18 protein-coding genes and 1 pseudogene are annotated in these 19,713 nt (G+C 69.2%); 11 read left to right on the top strand and 8 right to left on the bottom strand.

What is annotated here, in order from left to right; translation table 11 throughout:
• Positions 1-142 precede the first annotated feature (142 nt).
• Genes AC3A6Y_RS27455 through AC3A6Y_RS27465 form a run of 3 tightly spaced genes read right to left on the bottom strand, consistent with a single transcriptional unit; the run spans position 143 to position 4,166 of the window.
• A complete protein-coding gene (locus AC3A6Y_RS27455; RefSeq protein ID WP_487871413.1) occupies positions 143-1,108 on the bottom strand; it encodes a hypothetical protein in 966 nt (321 codons plus the stop codon).
• 26 nt (positions 1,109-1,134) lie between these two features.
• Complete coding sequence (locus AC3A6Y_RS27460) at positions 1,135-2,508, bottom strand: HlyD family type I secretion periplasmic adaptor subunit (protein WP_487871414.1); 1,374 nt, start codon at positions 2,506-2,508, stop codon at positions 1,135-1,137.
• The gene (locus tag AC3A6Y_RS27465) at positions 2,505-4,166 is read right to left on the bottom strand and encodes a type I secretion system permease/ATPase (RefSeq protein WP_487871415.1); all 1,662 of its coding nucleotides are present in this window, start codon (positions 4,164-4,166) and stop codon (positions 2,505-2,507) included. Before AC3A6Y_RS27465 ends, AC3A6Y_RS27460 begins: the two co-directional genes overlap by 4 nt.
• Before the next feature lie 402 nt (positions 4,167-4,568).
• On the opposite strand from AC3A6Y_RS27465, the gene AC3A6Y_RS27470 reads away from it, so the two are divergent.
• The gene (locus AC3A6Y_RS27470) at positions 4,569-5,540 is read left to right on the top strand and encodes a hypothetical protein (RefSeq protein WP_487871416.1); all 972 of its coding nucleotides are present in this window, start codon (positions 4,569-4,571) and stop codon (positions 5,538-5,540) included.
• Positions 5,540-7,255: a single-stranded-DNA-specific exonuclease RecJ gene (gene recJ, locus AC3A6Y_RS27475; RefSeq protein ID WP_487871417.1), complete on the top strand. Its 1,716-nt coding sequence runs from the start codon at positions 5,540-5,542 to the stop codon at positions 7,253-7,255. The genes AC3A6Y_RS27470 and recJ overlap by 1 nt, the downstream gene beginning before the upstream one ends.
• 21 nt (positions 7,256-7,276) lie before the next feature.
• Here the strand turns inward: recJ and AC3A6Y_RS27480 are convergent, their stop codons facing one another.
• Positions 7,277-7,663: a hypothetical protein gene (locus tag AC3A6Y_RS27480; protein ID WP_487871418.1), complete on the bottom strand. Its 387-nt coding sequence runs from the start codon at positions 7,661-7,663 to the stop codon at positions 7,277-7,279.
• Between the two features lie 170 nt (positions 7,664-7,833).
• On the opposite strand from AC3A6Y_RS27480, the gene AC3A6Y_RS27485 reads away from it, so the two are divergent.
• From AC3A6Y_RS27485 to AC3A6Y_RS27510, 6 genes are all read left to right on the top strand, one after another.
• Positions 7,834-8,130 carry a hypothetical protein gene (locus AC3A6Y_RS27485; protein ID WP_487871419.1) on the top strand — a complete coding sequence of 99 codons (297 nt, stop codon included), beginning with the start codon at positions 7,834-7,836 and terminating at the stop codon, positions 8,128-8,130.
• Positions 8,127-8,684 (top strand): tetratricopeptide repeat protein, encoded by a 558-nt coding sequence (locus tag AC3A6Y_RS27490; RefSeq protein WP_487871420.1) that lies wholly within the window; start codon positions 8,127-8,129, stop codon positions 8,682-8,684. Before AC3A6Y_RS27485 ends, AC3A6Y_RS27490 begins: the two co-directional genes overlap by 4 nt.
• A gap of 97 nt (positions 8,685-8,781) precedes the next feature.
• On the top strand, positions 8,782-9,039 hold the full coding sequence (locus AC3A6Y_RS27495; RefSeq protein WP_487871421.1) for a DUF4212 domain-containing protein: 258 nt from the start codon (positions 8,782-8,784) through the stop codon (positions 9,037-9,039).
• Position 9,040: 1 nt separating this feature from the next.
• Positions 9,041-11,158 carry a VC_2705 family sodium/solute symporter gene (locus AC3A6Y_RS27500; RefSeq protein ID WP_487871422.1) on the top strand — a complete coding sequence of 706 codons (2,118 nt, stop codon included), beginning with the start codon at positions 9,041-9,043 and terminating at the stop codon, positions 11,156-11,158.
• Between the two features lie 81 nt (positions 11,159-11,239).
• Positions 11,240-12,121 carry an NUDIX hydrolase gene (locus AC3A6Y_RS27505; protein WP_487871423.1) on the top strand — a complete coding sequence of 294 codons (882 nt, stop codon included), beginning with the start codon at positions 11,240-11,242 and terminating at the stop codon, positions 12,119-12,121.
• Between the two features lie 59 nt (positions 12,122-12,180).
• Positions 12,181-12,786 (top strand): hypothetical protein, encoded by a 606-nt coding sequence (locus AC3A6Y_RS27510; protein WP_487871424.1) that lies wholly within the window; start codon positions 12,181-12,183, stop codon positions 12,784-12,786.
• 81 nt (positions 12,787-12,867) lie between these two features.
• On the opposite strand, the pseudogene AC3A6Y_RS27515 reads toward AC3A6Y_RS27510, so the two are convergent.
• The 4 genes and pseudogenes from AC3A6Y_RS27515 to AC3A6Y_RS27530 form a co-directional block, all read right to left on the bottom strand.
• Positions 12,868-13,083: pseudogene (locus tag AC3A6Y_RS27515) on the bottom strand (hypothetical protein); the annotation flags it as partial.
• Positions 13,080-13,748 carry a hypothetical protein gene (locus tag AC3A6Y_RS27520; RefSeq protein ID WP_487871425.1) on the bottom strand — a complete coding sequence of 223 codons (669 nt, stop codon included), beginning with the start codon at positions 13,746-13,748 and terminating at the stop codon, positions 13,080-13,082. The gene AC3A6Y_RS27520 and the pseudogene AC3A6Y_RS27515, both read right to left, overlap by 4 nt.
• Before the next feature lie 50 nt (positions 13,749-13,798).
• Complete coding sequence (locus tag AC3A6Y_RS27525; protein ID WP_487871426.1) at positions 13,799-14,812, bottom strand: response regulator; 1,014 nt, start codon at positions 14,810-14,812, stop codon at positions 13,799-13,801.
• Complete coding sequence (locus AC3A6Y_RS27530; protein ID WP_487871427.1) at positions 14,809-18,417, bottom strand: hybrid sensor histidine kinase/response regulator; 3,609 nt, start codon at positions 18,415-18,417, stop codon at positions 14,809-14,811. Before AC3A6Y_RS27530 ends, AC3A6Y_RS27525 begins: the two co-directional genes overlap by 4 nt.
• Before the next feature lie 67 nt (positions 18,418-18,484).
• Here AC3A6Y_RS27530 and AC3A6Y_RS27535 point away from each other — a divergent pair, with 67 nt between their 5' ends.
• The 3 genes from AC3A6Y_RS27535 to AC3A6Y_RS27545 are packed head-to-tail and all read left to right on the top strand — an operon-like array spanning position 18,485 to position 19,711.
• Complete coding sequence (locus tag AC3A6Y_RS27535) at positions 18,485-18,787, top strand: urease subunit gamma (RefSeq protein WP_068681614.1); 303 nt, start codon at positions 18,485-18,487, stop codon at positions 18,785-18,787.
• A gap of 22 nt (positions 18,788-18,809) precedes the next feature.
• The gene (locus AC3A6Y_RS27540; protein WP_487871588.1) at positions 18,810-19,406 is read left to right on the top strand and encodes a HupE/UreJ family protein; all 597 of its coding nucleotides are present in this window, start codon (positions 18,810-18,812) and stop codon (positions 19,404-19,406) included.
• Complete coding sequence (locus AC3A6Y_RS27545) at positions 19,406-19,711, top strand: urease subunit beta (RefSeq protein ID WP_077003384.1); 306 nt, start codon at positions 19,406-19,408, stop codon at positions 19,709-19,711. The genes AC3A6Y_RS27540 and AC3A6Y_RS27545 overlap by 1 nt, the downstream gene beginning before the upstream one ends.
• Positions 19,712-19,713 lie beyond the last annotated feature (2 nt).

Genomic DNA, 19,713 nt, shown 5'->3' on the forward strand with positions numbered 1-19,713 from the left:
CCCCAGGCATCGAAATGCGACACCACGGCATGCCAGCCCTGGCTGCCGTCCTGATCGTAGTCGTGCTGGTCGCGGCTTCCACGAAATTCTGTAGCGAAGTTTGATTGGCTCCATCAGCAAGCCTTATGGGTCGAAAATTGAATCACTCGTGGTAGATGTGGTCATCGCTGTACTCCCTGAAATAGAAAAGCCTGCTCATTCGAATACTCGACAGGCAACCACCTCGTCCGATATGAAAAGTGACGTTTGCGCTGTTCTGATGCGGGGCACCAAACTCCGCTCTATAAGGACGCCCGTCATGTGGTCCGGTGGGCCGTAAGCCCGGTGGCAATGTCCACTCCCGCAGTTGCTCATGCACATCAATGGGCCGATAAACAAACGGCTTGCCCCAGTACGCCTCCAACAGGCGGGACGGATAACACATGATTCCGGGATCACTGCGGCTGTGCGCGTAGCCCAACTCGACCGTCAGGCTCCAGGTATCGGACGCCTTGTATTCGAAATAGGCCAAGCGCCCTTTCCAGAAGGTACCCGTCAGTGGCCCCTCCTTGACAAACGGCTCGATCAGAATTCGATTGCCTTCGCTATTTAACGTCGGGCTCGACACGATCAGCCTCGCACCCAATGTCTTCTCGATCGATTCCCTGTCCAGGATCAGCCCAGGCTTCTCATGCAGATGCCTCGCAGCATCGATCAATTGCTGGAGCTCGACAGGAAGTTCGGTCGCGATGCGCCTGCCCTCGAAGGTCGCGGGCTCCACCGCCGCCGTTCCGGAATCGGGCGCCGTGACCGATTGAGCCCACACATTGCATGCGAATGCACCTGCCCCTCCAGCAATCAGCGCACGCAAAATCCGGAACCACCCGGCCCAACTCACCTCATGCTTCCCTGGTCGACATATGGGGAGCCAACCCGAAACATCAGGCGATAGGTTCGCAAGCGGCGCGGCGGCTTCCTTGCTGGGGAGCGTCCTGCATGCAGTCGCCGAAGACTCGCTGCTCGGCAGAGCCGCAGCCTCTGTCGCGTGTGTTCTTCGCTGCATTTCGTGAATCGGCTTCAGACATGCCATCGTTTCATTCCATTTCTCCTTTGGGTTGTCATTGATCAAGAAGTGACTGCTCCTGCAGGTCCATCTCACCGCTCCCGCATGCTGCGCCGAATCCCATCGAGCACCGGATCGAACAAATAGCGCCACGCACTGCGCTGCGCAGTTGGAATGAACACCTCGGCCTGCATGCCGGGCGACAGCACCAGCGGCTGGCCGGCCAGCTTGCTGGCTGACCGCAGCGCTTCGGCACTCACGCTCACATGCGCCACGTAATACGGCGCAGCCGGGTTGGCCGAATGGGGATCGGTCAGCCGATCGGCGCCCACGTAAGTCAGCCGTCCCTCGACCTGCGGCGTGGCGCGGGCGCGGTAGGCGGTGAGCATCACGTGCGCCACGCCTGCGCCGGCTTGCACGCGCTGCACGTCCCGGATGTCGGTCGGCGCGATGCGCGCCTCGATCACCAGCGCCGAGCCGGCCGGCACGATGTCCATCACCGGCTCGCGCGGCCCGATGGCGGCACCCACCGTGTGGGCCTTCAGGTCCACCACCTCTCCGGCCACCGGCGCCACCAGCCGCTGCCGACTCTGGGCATCGAGCGCTGGACGCAGCGCCTGCTCGATCTGCGCCAGTTGGGCGGAGGCCTCCTTCAGTTCGTCCGCCGCCGCACGCGCAAATTCGGTCTTCTGGGCCGCAAGCTTGAGACGGGTCTCCGCTTCCCTTTGACGCGCCTGCGCCAACTGGCTCTGGCCGGTCTGCATCCGAGCGCGGTAGTCCGCCACGATGCGCTGCAGCTCGCTCAACCGGGCTTCGCTGATGAACCCGTCCAGCCTGAGCTGTTGGTTGGCGGCCAGGTCGCGCTGGGCCAGCTTCAAGGCCGACTCGGTCGTGGCGATCAGTTGGTCCTGGGTCGCGGTCTCGCGCTGGATCTGCGACCACTGCTCGCGCAGCCAGCGCGTCTGTTCGGCCTGCTGGTGGGCGCGGGCGGCAAACAGCCCCCGCTCGCGCTGGGCCAGCGCCCGCCACTGCGACAGGTCGCTCGTCTCGCCACCGGCGGGGAGGCGTGGGTCAGGAAGCGCGAGGTCCGGCGCGAACGGAATGCCGGCGATCTCGGCTTCGAGCCGCTGCCGCTTGAGCATGCTCGCCATCCACTGCTCGCGCAGCGCCTGCGCGCCAGCGGCCACGCGCTCGTCGGCCAGGGTGACGAGCGGCTGGCCCTGCACGACCCGATCACCATCCTTCACGTGGATGGCGGCGACGATGCCACCCTCGGCGTGCTGCACCGTCTTGCGATTGCCCGCTGACTTGACCGTGCCCTCGGCGATCACCGCAGCGGCCAGCGGCGCCAGGGCCGCCCAGGCGCTCAGCGCCAACACGCCGAGCAGGGTGCCGCACAGGCCGTAACGCCAAGCGCGGCGCATCTCCTGCTGCCAGGGTGGCGAAGGGGCGTGGTCGGCTTTCATGCCCGGCCCCGTTGCTTGGCCAGCATCGCCTGGTTGCGCTTGATCATCCATTGCCGCACGTGCTCGCGCAGGCCGAACTGCTCGACCGTGCCCCCGGCCAGCATCAGCACATGGCTGGCCATGGCGATCAGGTGCGGGCGGTGCGTGATCACCACAACCGTCGCCCCCTGCCGGCGCAAGCCGTGCAGGCAGCGCTCCAGGGCCTCTTCGCCTTCGGCGTCGAGCTGGCTGTTGGGTTCGTCCAGGATCACGAGGCTGGGCGCACCGGCGCCCGGGGTGGCATAGATCGCGCGCGCCAGCGCAATGCGTTGGCGCTGGCCGCCCGAGAGCATCTGCGCGCCGGGCTCGCTGCCAAGAGGCGTGTCGTAGCCTCTGGGAAGCGCGGTGATCAGCTCATGGGCGCCGGCGCGTTGCGCGGCCTCGACCACCGCATCGCTTTGTTCGCCGGTCAGCGCCGCGGTCGGCTGCCACACGCGCGCGATGTTGTGGGCCACGCTGCCGCTGTGCAGCAGCACATCCTGCGGCAGGTAGCCGGTGGCCCGGCCTCGTGCCTGCGGACCGTATTGATGCAGGGCGGCGCCATCGAGCGCCACCTCGCCGTGGCTCGGTGCCTGCACGCCGGCGAGCACGCGCGCCAGGGTGCTCTTGCCGCTGCCGCTGTCTCCAAGTACCGCAAGCAGCGCGCCTGCAGGCAATGCGAATGTCACGTCGCGCAAGATGCCGGCGTGGGCCGGCGAGGGCCTGATGCCCAGGTGCGTCACACGCAGCTCGCCCTTGCGGGGCGGCAGTACGGTTTCCGGAACGAGACCGGCGGCATGAGCCCGGGACGCCAGCGCATGGCGCAGCCGAAACAGCGCGTTTCGGGCTTCCAGCTGCTGCTTCCAGCCGTTGATCAGCACTTCCAGCGGCATCAGGGCCTTGCCCAGCAGAATGCTGCCCGCGATCATCACGCCGCCCGTGGCCTGGCCCTGGAGGACCAGCCACGCACCGGTGGCAAGCATGGCCAGTTGCAATACCTGGCGCAGCAGCTTGCTCGAGGCCTTGAGACTGTGACCCGGAAGATCGGCGGCCAGTTGCGCGCCCGATGCTTCGCCCTTGATGGCGGCCAGCGAGGCGCCCACCTGGTCTTGCTGGCCATGGGCCTGCAGGACCTCGGCGAAGGCAGCGATTTCGCCGGTTCTGCGCAGCGCCTGCACGTGGGCCTGCTCGGCCGAGGCCACGGCGCCGCGCAATCGCCATTCGGTGAGCGAGGCCAGGCCGATGAGCAGGAGCACGCCGGCAAGCGCCACGGTGCCCAGCAGCGGATGAAAAGCCGCGATGACGAGCAGGTAAACCACGCACCAGGGCAGATCGATGACCGCCAGCAGCGCCGGGCCGCCGACGAATTTCTGCAGCGATGCCATGTCCCTCCACAGCTGCCTGGCCGTCGCGTCTGCCTGCGAAGCGGGAACGTGGAGCATCAGCGGCACCAGCGCGCGCGTGAGCTGCGCATCCATCCTCGCCGCGCGTGCCGCATGCCAGCGCACGCGCGACGTGTCGGCGATCCACCAGGCCGCCACGGACAGCACTGCGGCAGCCAGGAGCATGAGCAGGGTTTCGCTGCTTCGGCTGGTCAGTACCCGGTCGTAGATCTGCAGGGTGACGAGCGCCGGGATCAACAGCAGCAGGTGAACAGCGGAGCTGGCAAGGAGCGCACCAGCGATGACCGGCGATGTCGGCCAGGAAAGGTCGGGGGCTGGAGGCCGCCCTGATGGATCGACCCTCATGTCAGCGCTCTGGACGTCCTGGCGGTGCGCCAATGCGCGGAACGCGGCTGCACCCCTCCTCAACCCCTGCAATTCTTTTGTGCATTCCATCCCTTGAATCTGGCTTCGACCACATGGCCGGGCGCGATTCTGCGAGAAAGGGGGCAGATGAAATCTGATGAATTCTGACCCCGGGGCCACTTCCTGCCAGCAGCAGCAGCGAGATGGTTTCATCGAGTTGATCGCACTTGGGCACTGAGTGCTGCCGCTGGTGGCAGAAATCCCGCAGCCCGGACGCGCAGACAATAGGGCCCCATGCCTGCCGCCCCCGAGTCCCCCCATCTCCTGATCCCCTTCGCCGGCCGCGGCACGCCGGAATGCCGCAAGGCGCTGCACGACTTGCGTCTGCCGAAGCTCGAAGCCCTGCTCTCCCGCCTGTCGGCGGTGCATGAAGACCTGCAGGACGACAGCACCCTCTCCCCCCCGCACGAACGCGCCCTGGCCGAGGCGCTCGGCATCGCGGCGCCCGATGGGCAGATTCCCTGGGCGGCGCTGGAAGCACGCCGGGCCGGCCTCGACGGCGGCGCCGGCGAGGCCGGGAGCTGGGGCGTTGCCACCCTGTGCCATTGGCAGGTGGGCATCGACGACGTGGTGCTGGGCGACCCCGGCGCGATCCGCATCGACGCGGCCGAGTCCCAAGCCCTGCTGGCCGTCGCCAGGCCTTACTTCGAGGAGGACGGCATCGCGCTGCACGCCTGCGCCACGCCGGGCCGCTGGCTGGCACGGGGCCGCATGTTCGACGGGCTGGCCACCGCATCGATCGACCGCGCGGTCGGCCATCCCATCGCCCAATGGTCCCCGCTGTCCGAGGGCGCCCGCCCCTTGCGCCGGCTGCAGAACGAGATGCAGATGCTGCTTTACACCGAACGCGTCAACGACGAGCGCATCGCGCGCGGCGTGCCGCCCATCAATTCCTTCTGGATCAGCGGCACGGGGCAGTTGCCCGCCGATCCCGCAACGATGGACGCCGGCCCGCGCGTGGCCGATGACCTGCGCGAGGCCGCCCTGCGCGACGACGGCGCGGCCTGGGCGCAGGCCTGGGCGGCGCTGGACGAGGGGCCCGTCGCCGAACTGCTGGCCGCGTACAACGCAGGCGCCGACGTGACGCTCACGCTGTGCGGCGACCGGGCAGCGCGGCGCTTCGGCGTGCAGCAGCGCGGCCTCGCGGGCTGGGCCCGCTCGCTGTTCCAGCGCGCGAGCGCGCCGGCCGTGCTGGAGACACTGTGATGAAGATCGTCGCCCGCACCATCCCCCCGCGCAGTGCCTGGATGCTGGAGCAGGCCGGGGTGCATCCCTTGCTGGCCCGCCTCTATGCCGCGCGCGGCGTGCAAACCCGGGAAGAGCTCGACGACGGCCTGGCCCGCCTGCTCGCGCCCGATGGCCTGCACGGCGCGCGCGAGGCCGCGCTGCTGCTGGCCGATGCGATCCGCGACGACAAGCGCCTGTGCATCGTCGCCGACTACGACTGCGACGGCGCCACCGCCTGCGCCGTGGCGCTGCGCGGCCTGCGCCTGCTGGGCGCGAAGCATGTGAGCTACCTGGTGCCCGACCGCGTGGTGGACGGCTATGGCCTCACGCCGCCCATCGCCGAGCGGGTGGCCGACACCGGCGCCGACGTGCTGATCACCGTGGACAACGGCATCGCCAGCGTCGAGGGCGTGGCCGCTGCCAAGGCGCGCGGACTCGCGGTGCTGGTGACCGACCACCACCTGCCCGGCCCGTCGCTGCCCGCGGCCGACGTGCTGGTCAATCCCAACCAGCCCGCCTGCGGCTTCGACAGCAAGAGCATCGCCGGCGTCGGCGTTATGTTCTATGTGCTGCTGGCGCTGCGCTCGGAGCTGCGCAGGCGCGGCGTGTTCGACCCGGCGACGCAACCGAAGCTCGACACCCTGCTGCCGCTCGTCGCCCTCGGCACCGTGGCCGACGTGGTGCGGCTGGATGCCAACAACCGCCGGCTGGTCGCGCAGGGCCTGCGCCGCATCCGCGCCGGCGCCATGCCGGCCGGCGTGGCCGCGCTCTTCAAGGCCGCGGGCCGCAACGCGGCCGTGGCAACCACCTTCGACTTCGGCTTCGCGCTGGGGCCGCGCATCAACGCCGCGGGTCGCCTGGCCGACATGACGCTGGGCATCGAATGCCTGACGACCGACGACGGCGCCCGCGCCGAAGAGCTGGCGCGGATGCTCGACGGCATCAACCGCGAACGGCGCGACATCGAGGGCGGCATGCGCGAGCAGGCGCTGCTCCTGGCCGAGTCGCTGTTCGACGATGAGGGCAGCGAAACGCCGCCGGCCGCGATCAGCGTCTTCGATGCCGACTTCCACGAAGGCGTGGTCGGAATCGTGGCCTCGCGCATCAAGGACCGCTACCACCGGCCCACCTTCGTCTTCGCCGCCAGTGGCGCGCCGGGCAGGGAGCACGAGCTCAAGGGCTCGGGCCGCTCGATCCCGGGCTTCCATTTGCGCGACGCGCTGGACCTGGTGGCCAAGCGCCATCCGGGCGTGCTGCTGCGCTTCGGCGGCCATGCCATGGCGGCCGGCTGCACCGTGGCCGAAGAGCACTTCGACACCTTCGAGCGCGCGCTCGCGCAGGTCGCGGCCGAGCGGCTCGATGCAGCGTCGCTGATGCGCCGCCTGGACACCGACGGCCCGTTGGCGCCCGAATACCTGCGCGTCGACCTGGTCGATACCCTGCACCGCGAGGTCTGGGGCCAGGGCTTCGCGCCGCCCACCTTCAGCGAGGAAGTGGAGGTGATTTCGCAGCGGCTGGTGGGCGAGAAGCATCTCGCGCTCAAGCTGCGGCACAAGGGCCAGCCGGTGGACGGCATCTGGTTCGGCCACACCGAGCCGCTGCCGCCGCGCGTGGTCATCGCCTTCCGGCTCGATGCGGACGAATGGCAAGGGGTGCGGCGCGTGCGCTTCCTGGTCGAGGGCGCCGAGTTCTGAGTTGCGCTGGGCGGGCGGCGTTCAGGGCTCGATCAGCCAGCGGTGCCCGCAGCGCCGGCAGCGCACGCGCAGCCGCGCTCCGCCCGGGTCCTCCGCGCTTTCCTCGACCTCCCATTTCGCGTAGGTATCGCAGCCACGGCACACGGCCTGGTCGGCAACGAATTCGGCATGGGCGAGCAGGTACAGGTAGCGCCGCAGCGCCCAGACGCCGATCGCCGCACTCGCCACGGCACAGGTCAGCACGCCGAGCTGCGACCCGATGGACAGGCCCAGGCTGTAGGCCTCCGCGCTGCCCAGCAGGCCGAGGGTGCTCAGCAGCAGCAAGACCAGATGCATGTGGCTCTGAAGCAGCTCCCGCTCGTACCACTTGCGAAAGCCCAGGCGACGGATCGTCCGTGCGGCATTCATCGAACCACCCCCTTCGCTGAGGCCCCGTTGGAACCATCTTCCGCCCGCGCTGCTGCGGCGCAACCGAGGGTAAGCACCGAGCGGCTGGGTCAGCAATGCGCTGAATTTGTAAGAAGTTCGTAAGCTTTCATGGAAGAATCAAGCACATTGCGCCGAACCCTGGAGGTGAAGTGCTGCTGCTCGCGACTTCCATCAAGCTGATCGCCGAGATCGCCCTGCTGGCGATGGTGGGCCAGTGGCTGCTCGGTCTGCTGGCCGGAAGCAAGCGCGAAGGCAATTTCCTGTATCGCCTCCTGCAGATCCTGACGAGCCCCGTCGTCAAGGCGGTGCGCATCATCACCCCTCGCTTCGTGCTCGATCGGCATATCCCGCTCGCCGCTTTCCTGGCGATGCTGTCGGTCTGGCTGGTGGCCACCATCGCCAAGATCAACCTGTGTCTGCAGCTGGGAGTGCAGGCATGCCGATGAGCTACTGGCGCCTCAAGCTGCATGCCATGGGCCTGCTGTTGCTGGGACGATCCGCATCGGCGGAGGCGGTCTTCGACGCGATGCTGGCGCGCTGGCCCGACGATGCCTACGCCCTCTCGAGCCGCAGCTTCCTGCGCGCGCAGTCCGGCCGGCGCGATGCGGCCATCGAGGACGCGCGGCGCCTGGTGGACGCTCATCCGGAACACGGCGCCGCCGCATGGTTCAACCTGGCGTTCCTGCTCGCGGAGGCCGATCGGGTCCAGGAGGCGGAGACCGCGTTCCGCCAAGCCTTGGCGCTGGACCCCAAGCTCGACCGGGCCTGGTACGGCCTGGGCCTCGCGCTGATTCGCCAGGGCCGCCACGAAGAGGCGGCCGAGGCGCTGCGCCGCAACACCGAACTGCAACCCATGAGCCCCTACGGCTGGTACCAGCTGGCCCGCGTGCACATGGACCGCCGACAGCCCGAAGAGGCCCGCAAGATCATCCGCCATCTCCAGGGCTTCGAGCCCAAGATCGCGGCGCAACTGGAACGCGAGACCGGTCTCGCGTCGTGAATGCGGCTTCTGCCCACGAGGCAGCGCCGCTGGGACCGCCGAGTCACAAAACCCGGCGGAGCAAACGAGAACGGAGCGCCAACAAGGAGAACCTGCGATGCAACTGACGGAAACACAGCGCCACTATTGGCAGAAGAACCTCCGGATCACCGCCATCCTGCTGGGGATCTGGTTCTTCGTGACCTTCGTGATCGGGTACTTCGCGCGCGACCTGAGCTTCAGCTTCTTCGGCTGGCCCTTCAGCTTCTGGGTCGGAGCCCAGGGTGCGCTGATCGTCTACGTGCTGATCATCTGGTTCTACGCGCGCTACATGAACCGCCTGGACCAGGAACACGGCGTGGCCGAGGAGGATTGACATGGCCGACGTCAGCTTCGATCACGGCGCCTCCGGAAGCCGCGCCGACAAGCGTGCGTTCAAGAAGCAGCTGAACAAGGTGTACGGCTGGTACACCGGCGGCTTCATCGGCTTCATCATCCTGCTGGCGATCCTGGAGCAGGCGGGCCTGCCCAGAAACTGGATCGGCTTCATCTTCCTGTTCGCCACCGTGGCGCTGTATGCCGGCATCGGCATCATGAGCCGCACCACCGATGCGGCCGAGTACTACGTGGCGGGGCGGCGCGTGCCGGCGATCTACAACGGCATGGCCACCGGCGCCGACTGGATGAGCGCGGCGTCCTTCATCGGCATGGCCGGCACGCTCTACCTCACCGGCTACAGCGGCCTGGCCTTCATCATGGGATGGACCGGTGGCTACTGCCTGGTGGCGCTGCTGCTGGCGCCGTACCTGCGAAAGTTCGGGCAGTTCACCATTCCCGACTTCCTGGGCGCACGCTACGAAGGCAACCTCCCGCGCTTCATCGGCATCGTGGCCGCGATTCTGTGCTCCTTCACCTATGTGGTGGCCCAGATCTACGGCGTCGGCCTGATCACCACCCAACTGTCGGGGCTCGCCTTCGAGGTCGGGATCTTCGTGGGGCTGGCCGGCATCCTGTTGTGCTCCTTCCTCGGCGGCATGCGGGCGGTCACCTGGACCCAGGTCGCGCAGTACATCATCCTCATCATCGCCTACCTCATCCCGGTGATCTGGCTGTCGGTGAAGCAGACGGGCGTGCCGATCCCGCAGGCGGTGTACGGCTATCAGCTCGAGAAGGTTTCCAAGCGTGGCGACGAGCTGCGCGCCGACCCCAAGGAGCTCGAGGTCGCGGCCATCTTCAGGGCCAGGGCCGCAGAGTTCGACGCCAAGCTCAAAGGCCTGCCCGGCTCGCTCGCCACCGAGCGGGCGGCGGCGGAAAAGAAGCTGGCCGATCTCCGCGCTGCCAACGCGCCGGCGAACGAGATCGATGCCGCCGCGAAGGCGCTGGCGGAGGTGCCGAAGGACGAGGCCGCGGCCCGAAAAGCCTGGACCACGGCGAAGACGACCAACGAGACGCGGGCCAGGCCGCTGGGCGGCATGCCGAACCACGCCCAGATCTTTGCGGGGGACCCGAACGGCGATCCCGCAGCCCGGCAGGCCTTCGATGTCTCCAGGCGCAATTTCCTCGCCCTCATCTTCTGCCTGATGGTCGGGACGGCCGCCCTCCCGCACATCCTGATGCGCTACTACACCACCCCCTCGGTGCGTGAAGCGCGGGAGTCGGTCGCCTGGTCGCTGTTCTTCATCTTCATGCTCTATTTCACGGCGCCCGCGCTGGCGGTGCTGGTGAAGTTCGAGGTCTTCAACGTGCTCGTGGGCACGCCTTTCAACGAGCTGCCGGCCTGGATTGCCAACTGGTCGAGGGTCGATCCGGGGCTGCTGTCCGTGTCGGACATCAACAAGGACGGCATCTTCCAGCTCAGCGAGATGAAGATCGGCGGCGACATCATCGTGCTGGCCACGCCCGAGATCGGCGGGCTGCCGTACGTGATCTCCGGCATGGTGGCCGCCGGCGGCCTGGCAGCGGCGCTTTCCACCGCGGACGGCCTGCTGCTCACGATCGCCAACGCGTTGTCGCACGACCTCTATTACAAGATGATCGATCCGAACGCGCCCACCTCGCGCCGCGTCGCGCTGTCCAAGGCGCTGCTGCTGGTGGTGGCCCTCTGTGCGGCGGGGGTGGCGGCGCAGAAGCCGGCGGACATCCTGTTCCTGGTGTCGGCGGCCTTCTCCTTTGCGGCGTCCGCCTTCTTCCCGGCACTGGTGCTCGGCATCTTCTGGAAGCGCGCCAATCGCTGGGGGGCCTCGCTGGGGATGATGGCCGGCCTGGGCGTGACCTTCTACTACATGGCGACGACCCAGCCGTGGATGCGCAGCGTCTTCGGCGTGACCAGCCCGATCGAGCTGTGGTGGGGCATCCAGCCGATCTCGGCGGGCCTGTTCGGCGTGCCGATCGGCGTCGCGGTGATCATCATCGTCAGCCTGCTCACCGGCGAGCCGAAGAAGGAGACGCAGGAGTTGGTGGAGCACGTGCGCTATCCGGACCTCAAGCGGGCCTGAGGCGCACCCGGTTGTCGCAACGCGCCGCCCGTGCGGCGCGTTGCGTTTCATCCCCAGGCCTTCGGGGAGAAAATCCCTCCCATGCAGCAAGTTCCGGCGGATGTCCCGCCCATCCCCATCCGCCCCGCCGCCACCGTGCTCATCTGCCGCGACAGCGCCGCCGGGCCCGAGGTGCTGATGATCCAGCGCCATGCGTTGTCGGACGTGCATGGCGGCTCCTATGTGTTTCCCGGCGGCAAGGTGGATGCGGCGGATGCGCAGCTCGATGCGCAGGCCCACCTGGATGAGTCGCCCGAGCGTCTGCACGCGCTGCTCGGCGACGCGGACATCGACGCCGCCACCGCAGCCGCGATCCACGTCGCCGCGGTGCGCGAGGTCTTCGAGGAGTGCGGACTGCTGCTCGCCGAGAGCCCCGACGGCCCCGGCCCACTGCAGGCCGCTGCCCTGGGCGCGCAGGACCTGGCCTTCAACGACATGCTGGGCCGCCTCGGCCTGCGCCTGGCCACCCGTGCCATGCGGCCCTGGTCGCGCTGGATCACCCCGCTGAACGCCCTGCACTCGCCGGGCAAGCGCTTCGACACGCGCTTCTTCATCGCCCGCGCGCCGCAGGGCCAGGAGCCGCGGCACGACGACCACGAGGCCGTGCTGAGCGCCTGGATGCGTCCGCGCGCGGCACTGGAGCGCTACTGGCAGGGCGAGATCGCGCTGGCGGCACCGCAGATCATGAGCCTCGCGCACCTGGCGCGCCACGCCAGCGTCGACGCGATGATGGCCGAGGCGGAAGGCCGCGCGCCCTGCGTCGTGCGGCCGCTGACCTTCGAGATCGATGGCCAACGCGCCACCGCCTACCCCGGCGATGCGCTGCACCCCGAGCGCGTCCGCGTGATGCCGGGCCCGCTGCGCCTGGTGCTGCGCGGCAAGCGGCTGGAGCCGCCCGGCGGCTTCGACGACCTGTGGCGGTGAAGGGGCTGCACCCGCTCACTACACTCCCCTGCTGCTGCATCGCGGCCCGGAAACATTTCATGGAAATCCTCACCCTGGCGGCCCTGCTCCTGCTCGCCGCCTACCTGCAGAAGACCCGCGAACAGAAGAAGCGCATCGCGCTGCTGGCCGGCCACCTGGGCCGCTACCAGATCGAGACGCTGATGGAGAACCTGACCGAGGGCTACCTGCGCTGCCTCGGCGAGGACGACCCGGCACGGCGCGAGCAGATCTGGAAGCTGCTCGACACCACCGAGCAGACGCTGGTGGGCCAGTTCCAGCGTTTCGTCGCCGACTTCGCGCGGGTCGGGGACGCCGAGGCACGCGTGAGCACGCTGCCGCTGGCCCTGCCCTTCGCCGACCGTCTGTTCCCGGCGCGCAGCTTCGACATGCGCCGCGCCCTCGCCATCCACGCCCGCGGCATCGCCGATGCCGCAGCCAACAGCCTGCAGCAGGCACCCAAGCGCAAGGCCTACATCATGTCGGCCGAGCTCTTCCTCATGCAGCACACCTGCCATTGGTACTGCCGCTCCAGGGCGGTTGCCTCGGCGCGCATGCTGGCACGGCACAAGACCCCCTATGCGCAACTGGTGGATTCGGTGGCGCCGGCCACGCGGCGGGACTACCGCGCGCTGGTCGGCGGCTGACGCGGGCGCGGCGAGCACTTGGCGGCGTCTTCGTGCGGTCCTGCGTAGATCGAGGAATCTGCGAAAAGATGCCCGCACCCCCAGCATGTTCCCCATCGCGATGAAGGCGTGGGTGCCGATCAGCACGCCGCCGGCGTTGAAGAAGCCGTGCTCCGCGAGCCTGTTGATCACTTTGAAATGCTGTGCTGTGACTGTGAGACAGCCCAACGAAATGCATGCGCTGGCCAGCCTGGACAGATGGTCGGGGCCTGCCGCCTTGCCATCGAACCCCCAGGGTTGCGGTCGCGGCAGCTTCACCGCCCGAACTCGTGATTCAACCCGACCGAGAAGCTGCGCACGCCGCCCGATCCGGTGCGCGCGGCGCTGAGGTCGATGCTGATCAGCGGCGTGATGCTGACGCGCGCGCCGAAGCGCGAGGTCCAGGAACCGAAGGCGCGGTTGCGTTCCGCGATCAGCGAAACCGTGTCGTTCAGCGCCCACTCCCCGGCCAGGCCGCCGCGCCCGGTGCGCGTGCCGCTGCCGATGGCCCAGTCGGCGCCCAGGTTGGCATGGACCCTCAGGCTGCCGGTCGCGCGCCAGGTCACCGGAACGACGAACTGCCCGCCGGTGCGCCCGCCGCGCCGTGGCAGCTGGGAAGCGAAGCCCGTCGAGACGGCCGCGCTCCAGCGCGCCTCGGGCTCCTGGCCGAAGAATGTCCACTTGAGCTGCGGCCCGAGCACGTGCACCGTGTCGCCGGGCACCGAGATGCGATCGATGTTCAGCCCCAGCTCGACCGGCCCGACGCGACAGGCGGGCCCGAGGTGCCACAAGGTGGCGTCCTCGCTGCGCACGCGGGTGGCCCAGAGCTCGTACTGGCACCGGCCCGGATCGAGCGTGCCCGCGTCGTCCACATCGAAATGGCCGCCCGCCTGGGCGGAAACCGCGGCCAGCCACAACAGGACTGCCAGTGCGCGTCGGATCATGGCCGCGGATTCTAGGAGCGGGCCGTGTCAGTTCATCCGCGCACAGACCCTCACAGCTCGAACTGCGGCTGCAGCTCGCGGATGCGCTTGATCGCCACGCCGGCGGCTGCGGTCCGGGTCTCGACGCCCAGCTTCACGTACACACGCTCCAGGTGCTTCTTGGCCGTGGCCGGGCTGCTGCCGAGGATCTCGCCGATGTCCCGGTTGGTCTTGCCCTTGACCACCCAGTAGAGCACCTCGGCTTCGCGGGCGGTGAGCTTCAGGCTCAGGCTCATCGCCTCGATCACCGCCGAGTCGGAGACTTCGCGCATGACGATCAGCCAGTCGTCGCCCCCCTCGTCCTGGCCGGTCTGCTGGTGCAGGCGCAGGTTGAGCGTCGCGGCGCCGTGCGCGATGGCGAGCACGGGCGGCTCGATCTGGCGCTGCCGTGCATCGGGCAGGTGCCGATGCAGCCACTCCAGCACCGCCGGCGGCGTGGCCGGCGCGCTGCTGGCGCAGTAGCGCTGCAGCAGCTCGCGCGCCAGCGCGGTCTGCCAGATCAGCCGGCCCTCGGGCATGCGCACGGTGAAGCTCGCGTAGCCGAAGGCATCGAGCGCACTGCGCGCCTGGCCGGCCTGCTGCGCCGCCTGCCGCGCGCGGCGCGCGCCCTGCAGGTGCACGTTCATGCGCGCCAGCACTTCTTTGGGCTTGATCGGCTTGGTGACGTAGTCGACGCCGCCCGCGTCCAGTGCCGCCACCAGGTGCTCGGTCTCGGTGAGCCCGGTCATGAAGACGATCGGGATGTGCGCCGTCGCGGCATCGGCCTTGAGCCGGCGCGCCACTTCGAAGCCGTCGATGCCCGGCATCATCGCGTCGAGCAGCACGATGTCGGGCCGGGCCTGGGTCACGCGCTGCAGCGCCTGCTCGCCGCTGGTGGCGACCAGCACGGCGTAGCCGGATTCGTCCAGCGCATCGTGCAGCACGGCGAGGTTGTCGGGCACGTCGTCGACGATCAGCACCAGGTCGCCGGTGCCGGCGTGCTCGCGCAGGCTCTGGACCAGGGGCGGCGGGGTCGCCCGGCTCATTCGGGCGCTCCGCTTTCCGCTGCGGCCAACGCGCGGCTCATGGCCTCGAACTGGAACTGGCGCGCCAGCGTCCGCTGCGCGGCAGTCCAGGCCGCGCACTCGGGCTGGGCGGCGTCGATGGCATCGAGCTCGTTCATGATGCCGCGGAAGTATCCCAGGCCCACCGCGTCGACGAGCGTGCGCAGGCGCGCGGCCTCGGGCACCGCGCCGGCGGGCCCGGCCGGGGCCGGCTGCGCGACGGCGGCGCCGTCGGACCAGCGCAGGGCCAGTCGGCGCTCCAGCCAGTCGAGCAATTCGCTGTGGCGCACGGGCTTGACGAAGAAGTCCTCGGGCGCGATGCCGACGTCGTTGTCCAGCCGCTTGTCGAAGGCGTTGGCCGAGACGATCGCGACCTGCGCCTCGGCGAGGCCGAGCGCGCGGGCCCGGCGGATGGTCTCCCAGCCGTCGATGCCGGGCATCGCGAGGTCGACGAACATCGCATGCGGATGCCAGCCGGCCGCGACCAGGTCGAGCGCATCGTGGCCGCTGGCGGCGGTGCGCAGCTCGAAGCCCAGGGGTGCCAGCAGCTGGACGAGCAGCTCGCGGTCGGCCTCCTCGTTGTCGACCACCAGCAGGCGCCGGCGCGGGCCCTCGTAGCCGCGACGCAGGCGCGGCGTGGGCGCGGCGGCGACGCGCCGGATGCCCGCGCCGGGAGTCTGGTGCACGCGCGGCAGGAACAGGCGCACGCGGAACAGCGAGCCGGCACCCGGCGCGCTCTGCACCTTCATCTCGCCGCCCATCAGGTCGATCAGCATCTTCGCGATGGTCAGGCCCAGGCCCGCGCCCGGCGCCGACGGGCCCGCGCTCGCGCCGCGCGCGAAGGGTTCGAAGATGCGCCCGAGCTCGTCGGACGACATGCCCGGGCCCGTGTCCTCGACCTCGATGGCCGCGAACTCGCGCGCATAGCGCAGGCGCAGCGTGACGCGCCCGCTGGCGGTGAACTTGATCGCGTTGCCCAGCAGGTTGATGAGGATCTGCCGCACGCGCTTCTCGTCGGCCCGCACCAGCTCGGGCAGGTCGCCTTCGGGCTCGAAGCGGAAGGCCAGCCCCTTCTCGGCGGCCTGCAGCTCGAACATGTCTGCCAGCTCGGTCATGAGCTCGGCGAACTGCATGGGCCGGGCATGCAGCGTGAGCTTGCCGGCCTCGATGTGGGCAATGTCCAGCGTGCCCTCGATCAGCGACAGCAGGTGCTCGCCGCCGCGCTTGATCACCGCCACCGCCTGCCGCCGGTGCGGCGGCACGGCCGCGTCCTCGCCCATCAGCTGGGCATAGCCGAGGATGCTGTTGAGCGGCGTGCGCAGCTCGTGGCTGATGGCGCTGATGTAGCGGCTCTTGGCCTGGTTGGCCTGGTCCGCCTGCTCGCGGGCCTGATCGGCCGTCTGCTTGGCCGCCTGCAGGGCGCGGTCGGTCTGGCGGTGCAGCTCGATCTCGCGCATCAGCAAACGCGTCTGCCGGTTCGATTCCTCCTGCGCCACCTTGCGGCTCTGGTGCGCCAGCACCAGCCACCAGGCGACGATGCCGGCGATCAGCAGCAAGGACATGTAGGCCTTGAGGAAGGCGGAGCGCAGCGAGGCGGTGGCCTGCGCCATGTCGGCCAGCGCGCTCTCGCCGATGCCGCGCAGCTCCTGCTGGTAGAGCACGCCGAAGACCGCGGCCAGCAGGGGCACCACGATCAGCATCATCAGCAGGAAATGGCCGAGCCCGGTATCCAGATAAGGCCAGACGCGGCGCGGCAGCAGCCAGCGCAAGGTCCCCGACCATTGCGCCGACAGGCTCGCCTCGGGCTTGCACAAGTCGCCGCAGCGCGCGTCCAGCGTGCAGCACAGCGAGCAGATCGCGCCCTGGTAGGCGGGGCAGTGCGCCATGTCGGGGCCTTCGTAGTCGCGCTCGCAGATCACGCAGCGCTGGGTGCTCAGGCGCCGATAGCTGCCGGCTTCCGATTCGACCCGCGCCCAGCGCACTTGGCGCCTGTGGTCCTTTGAACCGTTCGGACCGAGGTCGAAGCCCCGCGCCACTCCTTCGACGAGCGCGGGGCGAGCGGGGTCGGAGACCCGCGCGATGTAGTACTTGCCCCGCGTGGCCCAGGCGATCAGCGGCGCGGCGACGAAGGCCGTGCCGAGCGCGATCAGCGCCGAGAAGGCCTGCGCCGTCCGGCCGAAGGCGCCCAGGTGCGCGCTGATCGACAGCACCGAGGCCAGCGCCATCGCACCCACGCCCACCGGGTTGATGTCCCACAGGTGCGCGCGCTTGAACTCGATGCCCGGCGGCGACAGCCCCAGCGGCTTGTTGATCACGAGGTCGGCGACCACCGCCATCATCCAGGCGATGGCGATGTTGGCGTACAAGCCCAGCACGTCCCCCAGGGCCTCGAAGACGTTCATCTCCATCAGCATGAAGGCGATCAGCGCGTTGAACACGACCCACACCACCCGCCCCGGATGGCTGTGGGTGACGCGCGAGAAGAAGTTGCTCCAGGCCAGCGAGCCGGCATAGGCGTTGGTGACGTTGATCTTGAGCTGCGAGATCACCACGAACAGCGCCGTGGCCGCCACCGCCCAGCCGTACTGCGGGAACACGTACTCGTAGGCGGCCAGGTACATCTGGTTCGGGTCCACCGCGCGCTCGGGCGGCACCATGTGGCCGATGGCGAGGTAGGCGAGCAGCGCCCCGCCCAGCATCTTGAGCACGCCCAGCACCACCCAGCCCGGCCCGCCCGCCAGCACGCCGGCCCACCAGCGGCCGCGGTTGGCTGCCGTGCGGACCGGCATGAAGCGCAGGTAGTCGGCCTGCTCACCCATCTGGGTGATCAACGCGATGCCGACGGTGAGCGCAGCACCGAAGAGGTGCAGGTCGAACCCGATTTGGCCCGGCTTGAGGCCGTTGTAGTGCACGATGCCTGCGAACGCACCAGGATCGCGCACCAGCACGTAGGCAAAGGGCACCACCAGCATCAACAGCCAGATGGGCTGGGTCCAGACCTGCAGCCGGCTGATGGCCGAGATGCCGTGCGTGACCAGCGGAATGACGACCAGCGCGCAGACCAGGTAGCCCCAGGCCGGCGGGATGCCGAGCGCCAGTTCCAGCGCATAGGCCATCACCGCGGCCTCGAGCGCGAAGAAGATGAAGGTGAAGGAGGCGTAGATCAGCGAGGTGAGCGTGGAGCCGATGTAGCCGAAGCCGGCGCCGCGGGTGAGCAGGTCCATGTCCACGCCGTAGCGCGCGGCATAGACGCTGATGGGCAGGCCGGCCAGGAAGATGATCAGCCCGGTGGCCAGGATCGCCCAGGCCGCGTTGACGAAGCCGTACTGCACCAGCAGCGTCGCGCCCACCGCCTCGAGGATCAGGAAGGAGGCCGCGCCGCCGAAGGCCGTGCTGGCCACGCGCCATTCCGACATGCGGCGAAAGCGCTGGGGGGTGAAGCGCAGCGCGTAGTCCTCCAGCGTCTCGCGCGCCACCCAGCTGTTGTAGTCGCGCCGGACCTTGACGATGCGCTGCGGCGCTTCGTCGCTGGCGAGCGGAGGAACGGCGGTCGGGTCCACATCGCCCAGGTGCAGGTTCCGTGCCATCGGCACGACTGTTGCAATGCATCGGGGCTGCCCATAATGGCCGCCCAATCAAGCCTTCCGACCGCCCATGGAACTGACACCGCGCGAAAAAGACAAGCTCCTGATCTTCACCGCCGCCCTGCTGGCAGAGCGGCGCCGCGCGCGCGGGCTCAAGCTCAACTACCCGGAGGCCGTGGCGCTGATCTCGGCCGCCGTGATGGAAGGCGCGCGCGACGGCAAGACCGTGGCCGCGCTGATGAGCGAGGGCCGCAGCATCCTCTCGCGCGCCGACGTGATGGAGGGTGTGGCCGAGATGATTCCGGACATCCAGGTCGAGGCGACTTTTCCGGACGGCACCAAGCTCGTCACGGTCCACCAGCCCATCGTTTGAACAACAAGAGGACACCATGACCATGCGCCTTCTTCGCCAAGCCCCCCTGCTCCTGATCGCCGCGCTGCCGCTGGCTGCGGCCGCCCACACCGGCGCCGATGCCGGCCTGCACCACGGCCTGGGCGCCGGCTTCTTGCATCCGCTGAGCGGACCGGATCACCTCGCCGCGATGGTCGCGGTGGGCCTGTGGAGCGCGCTCACCGCGCGCCGCGCCTGGCCCGATCTGCTGTGGGCGCCGCTGGGCTTTGCGCTGATGCTGCTGGCCGGCAGCCTGCTGGGCCTGGCGGGCGTGCAGTTGCCGGCGGTGGAGCCCATGATCGCGGCCTCGCTGCTGGTGCTGGGGCTGCTGGTCTTCACGCGGCGGCGGCTGCCGGCCGTGGCCGCGGCGGCGCTGGTCGGCGTGTTCGCAGTCTTCCATGGCGTCGCGCACGGACAGGAACTGGCCGGCGAATCGGGCGCCGCGCTGACGCTGGGCGGCATGCTGGCCGCGACGGTGCTGCTGCATGCAGGGGGCATCGCGATCGGCTGGGCGCTGCGCAATGGACATCGCTGGATGCCTCGCGTCGCCGGCGCGGCCGTCGCGATCTTCGGCATCGCCCTGCTCGGCGGCCTCGCATGATCATTCCCGGCGAACTCATCACCGACGAGGGCGACCACGCCCTCAACCCCGGCCGCCGCACGCTGACGCTGGTCGTGCGCAACGCGGCCGACCGGCCGATCCAGGTCGGCTCCCACTACCACTTCGCCGAGACCAACGGCGCGCTGGACTTCGACCGCGAGGCGGCACGCGGCATGCGCCTGAACATCGCCTCGGGCACCGCGGTGCGCTTCGAGCCGGGGCAGCAGCGCACGGTCGAGCTGGTGGATTTCGCCGGCGACCGGGTGGTCTACGGCTTTCGCGGACTGGTTCAAGGAAAGCTCTAGGA

Source organism: Variovorax sp. Soil_C_17, from assembly GCF_057657265.1.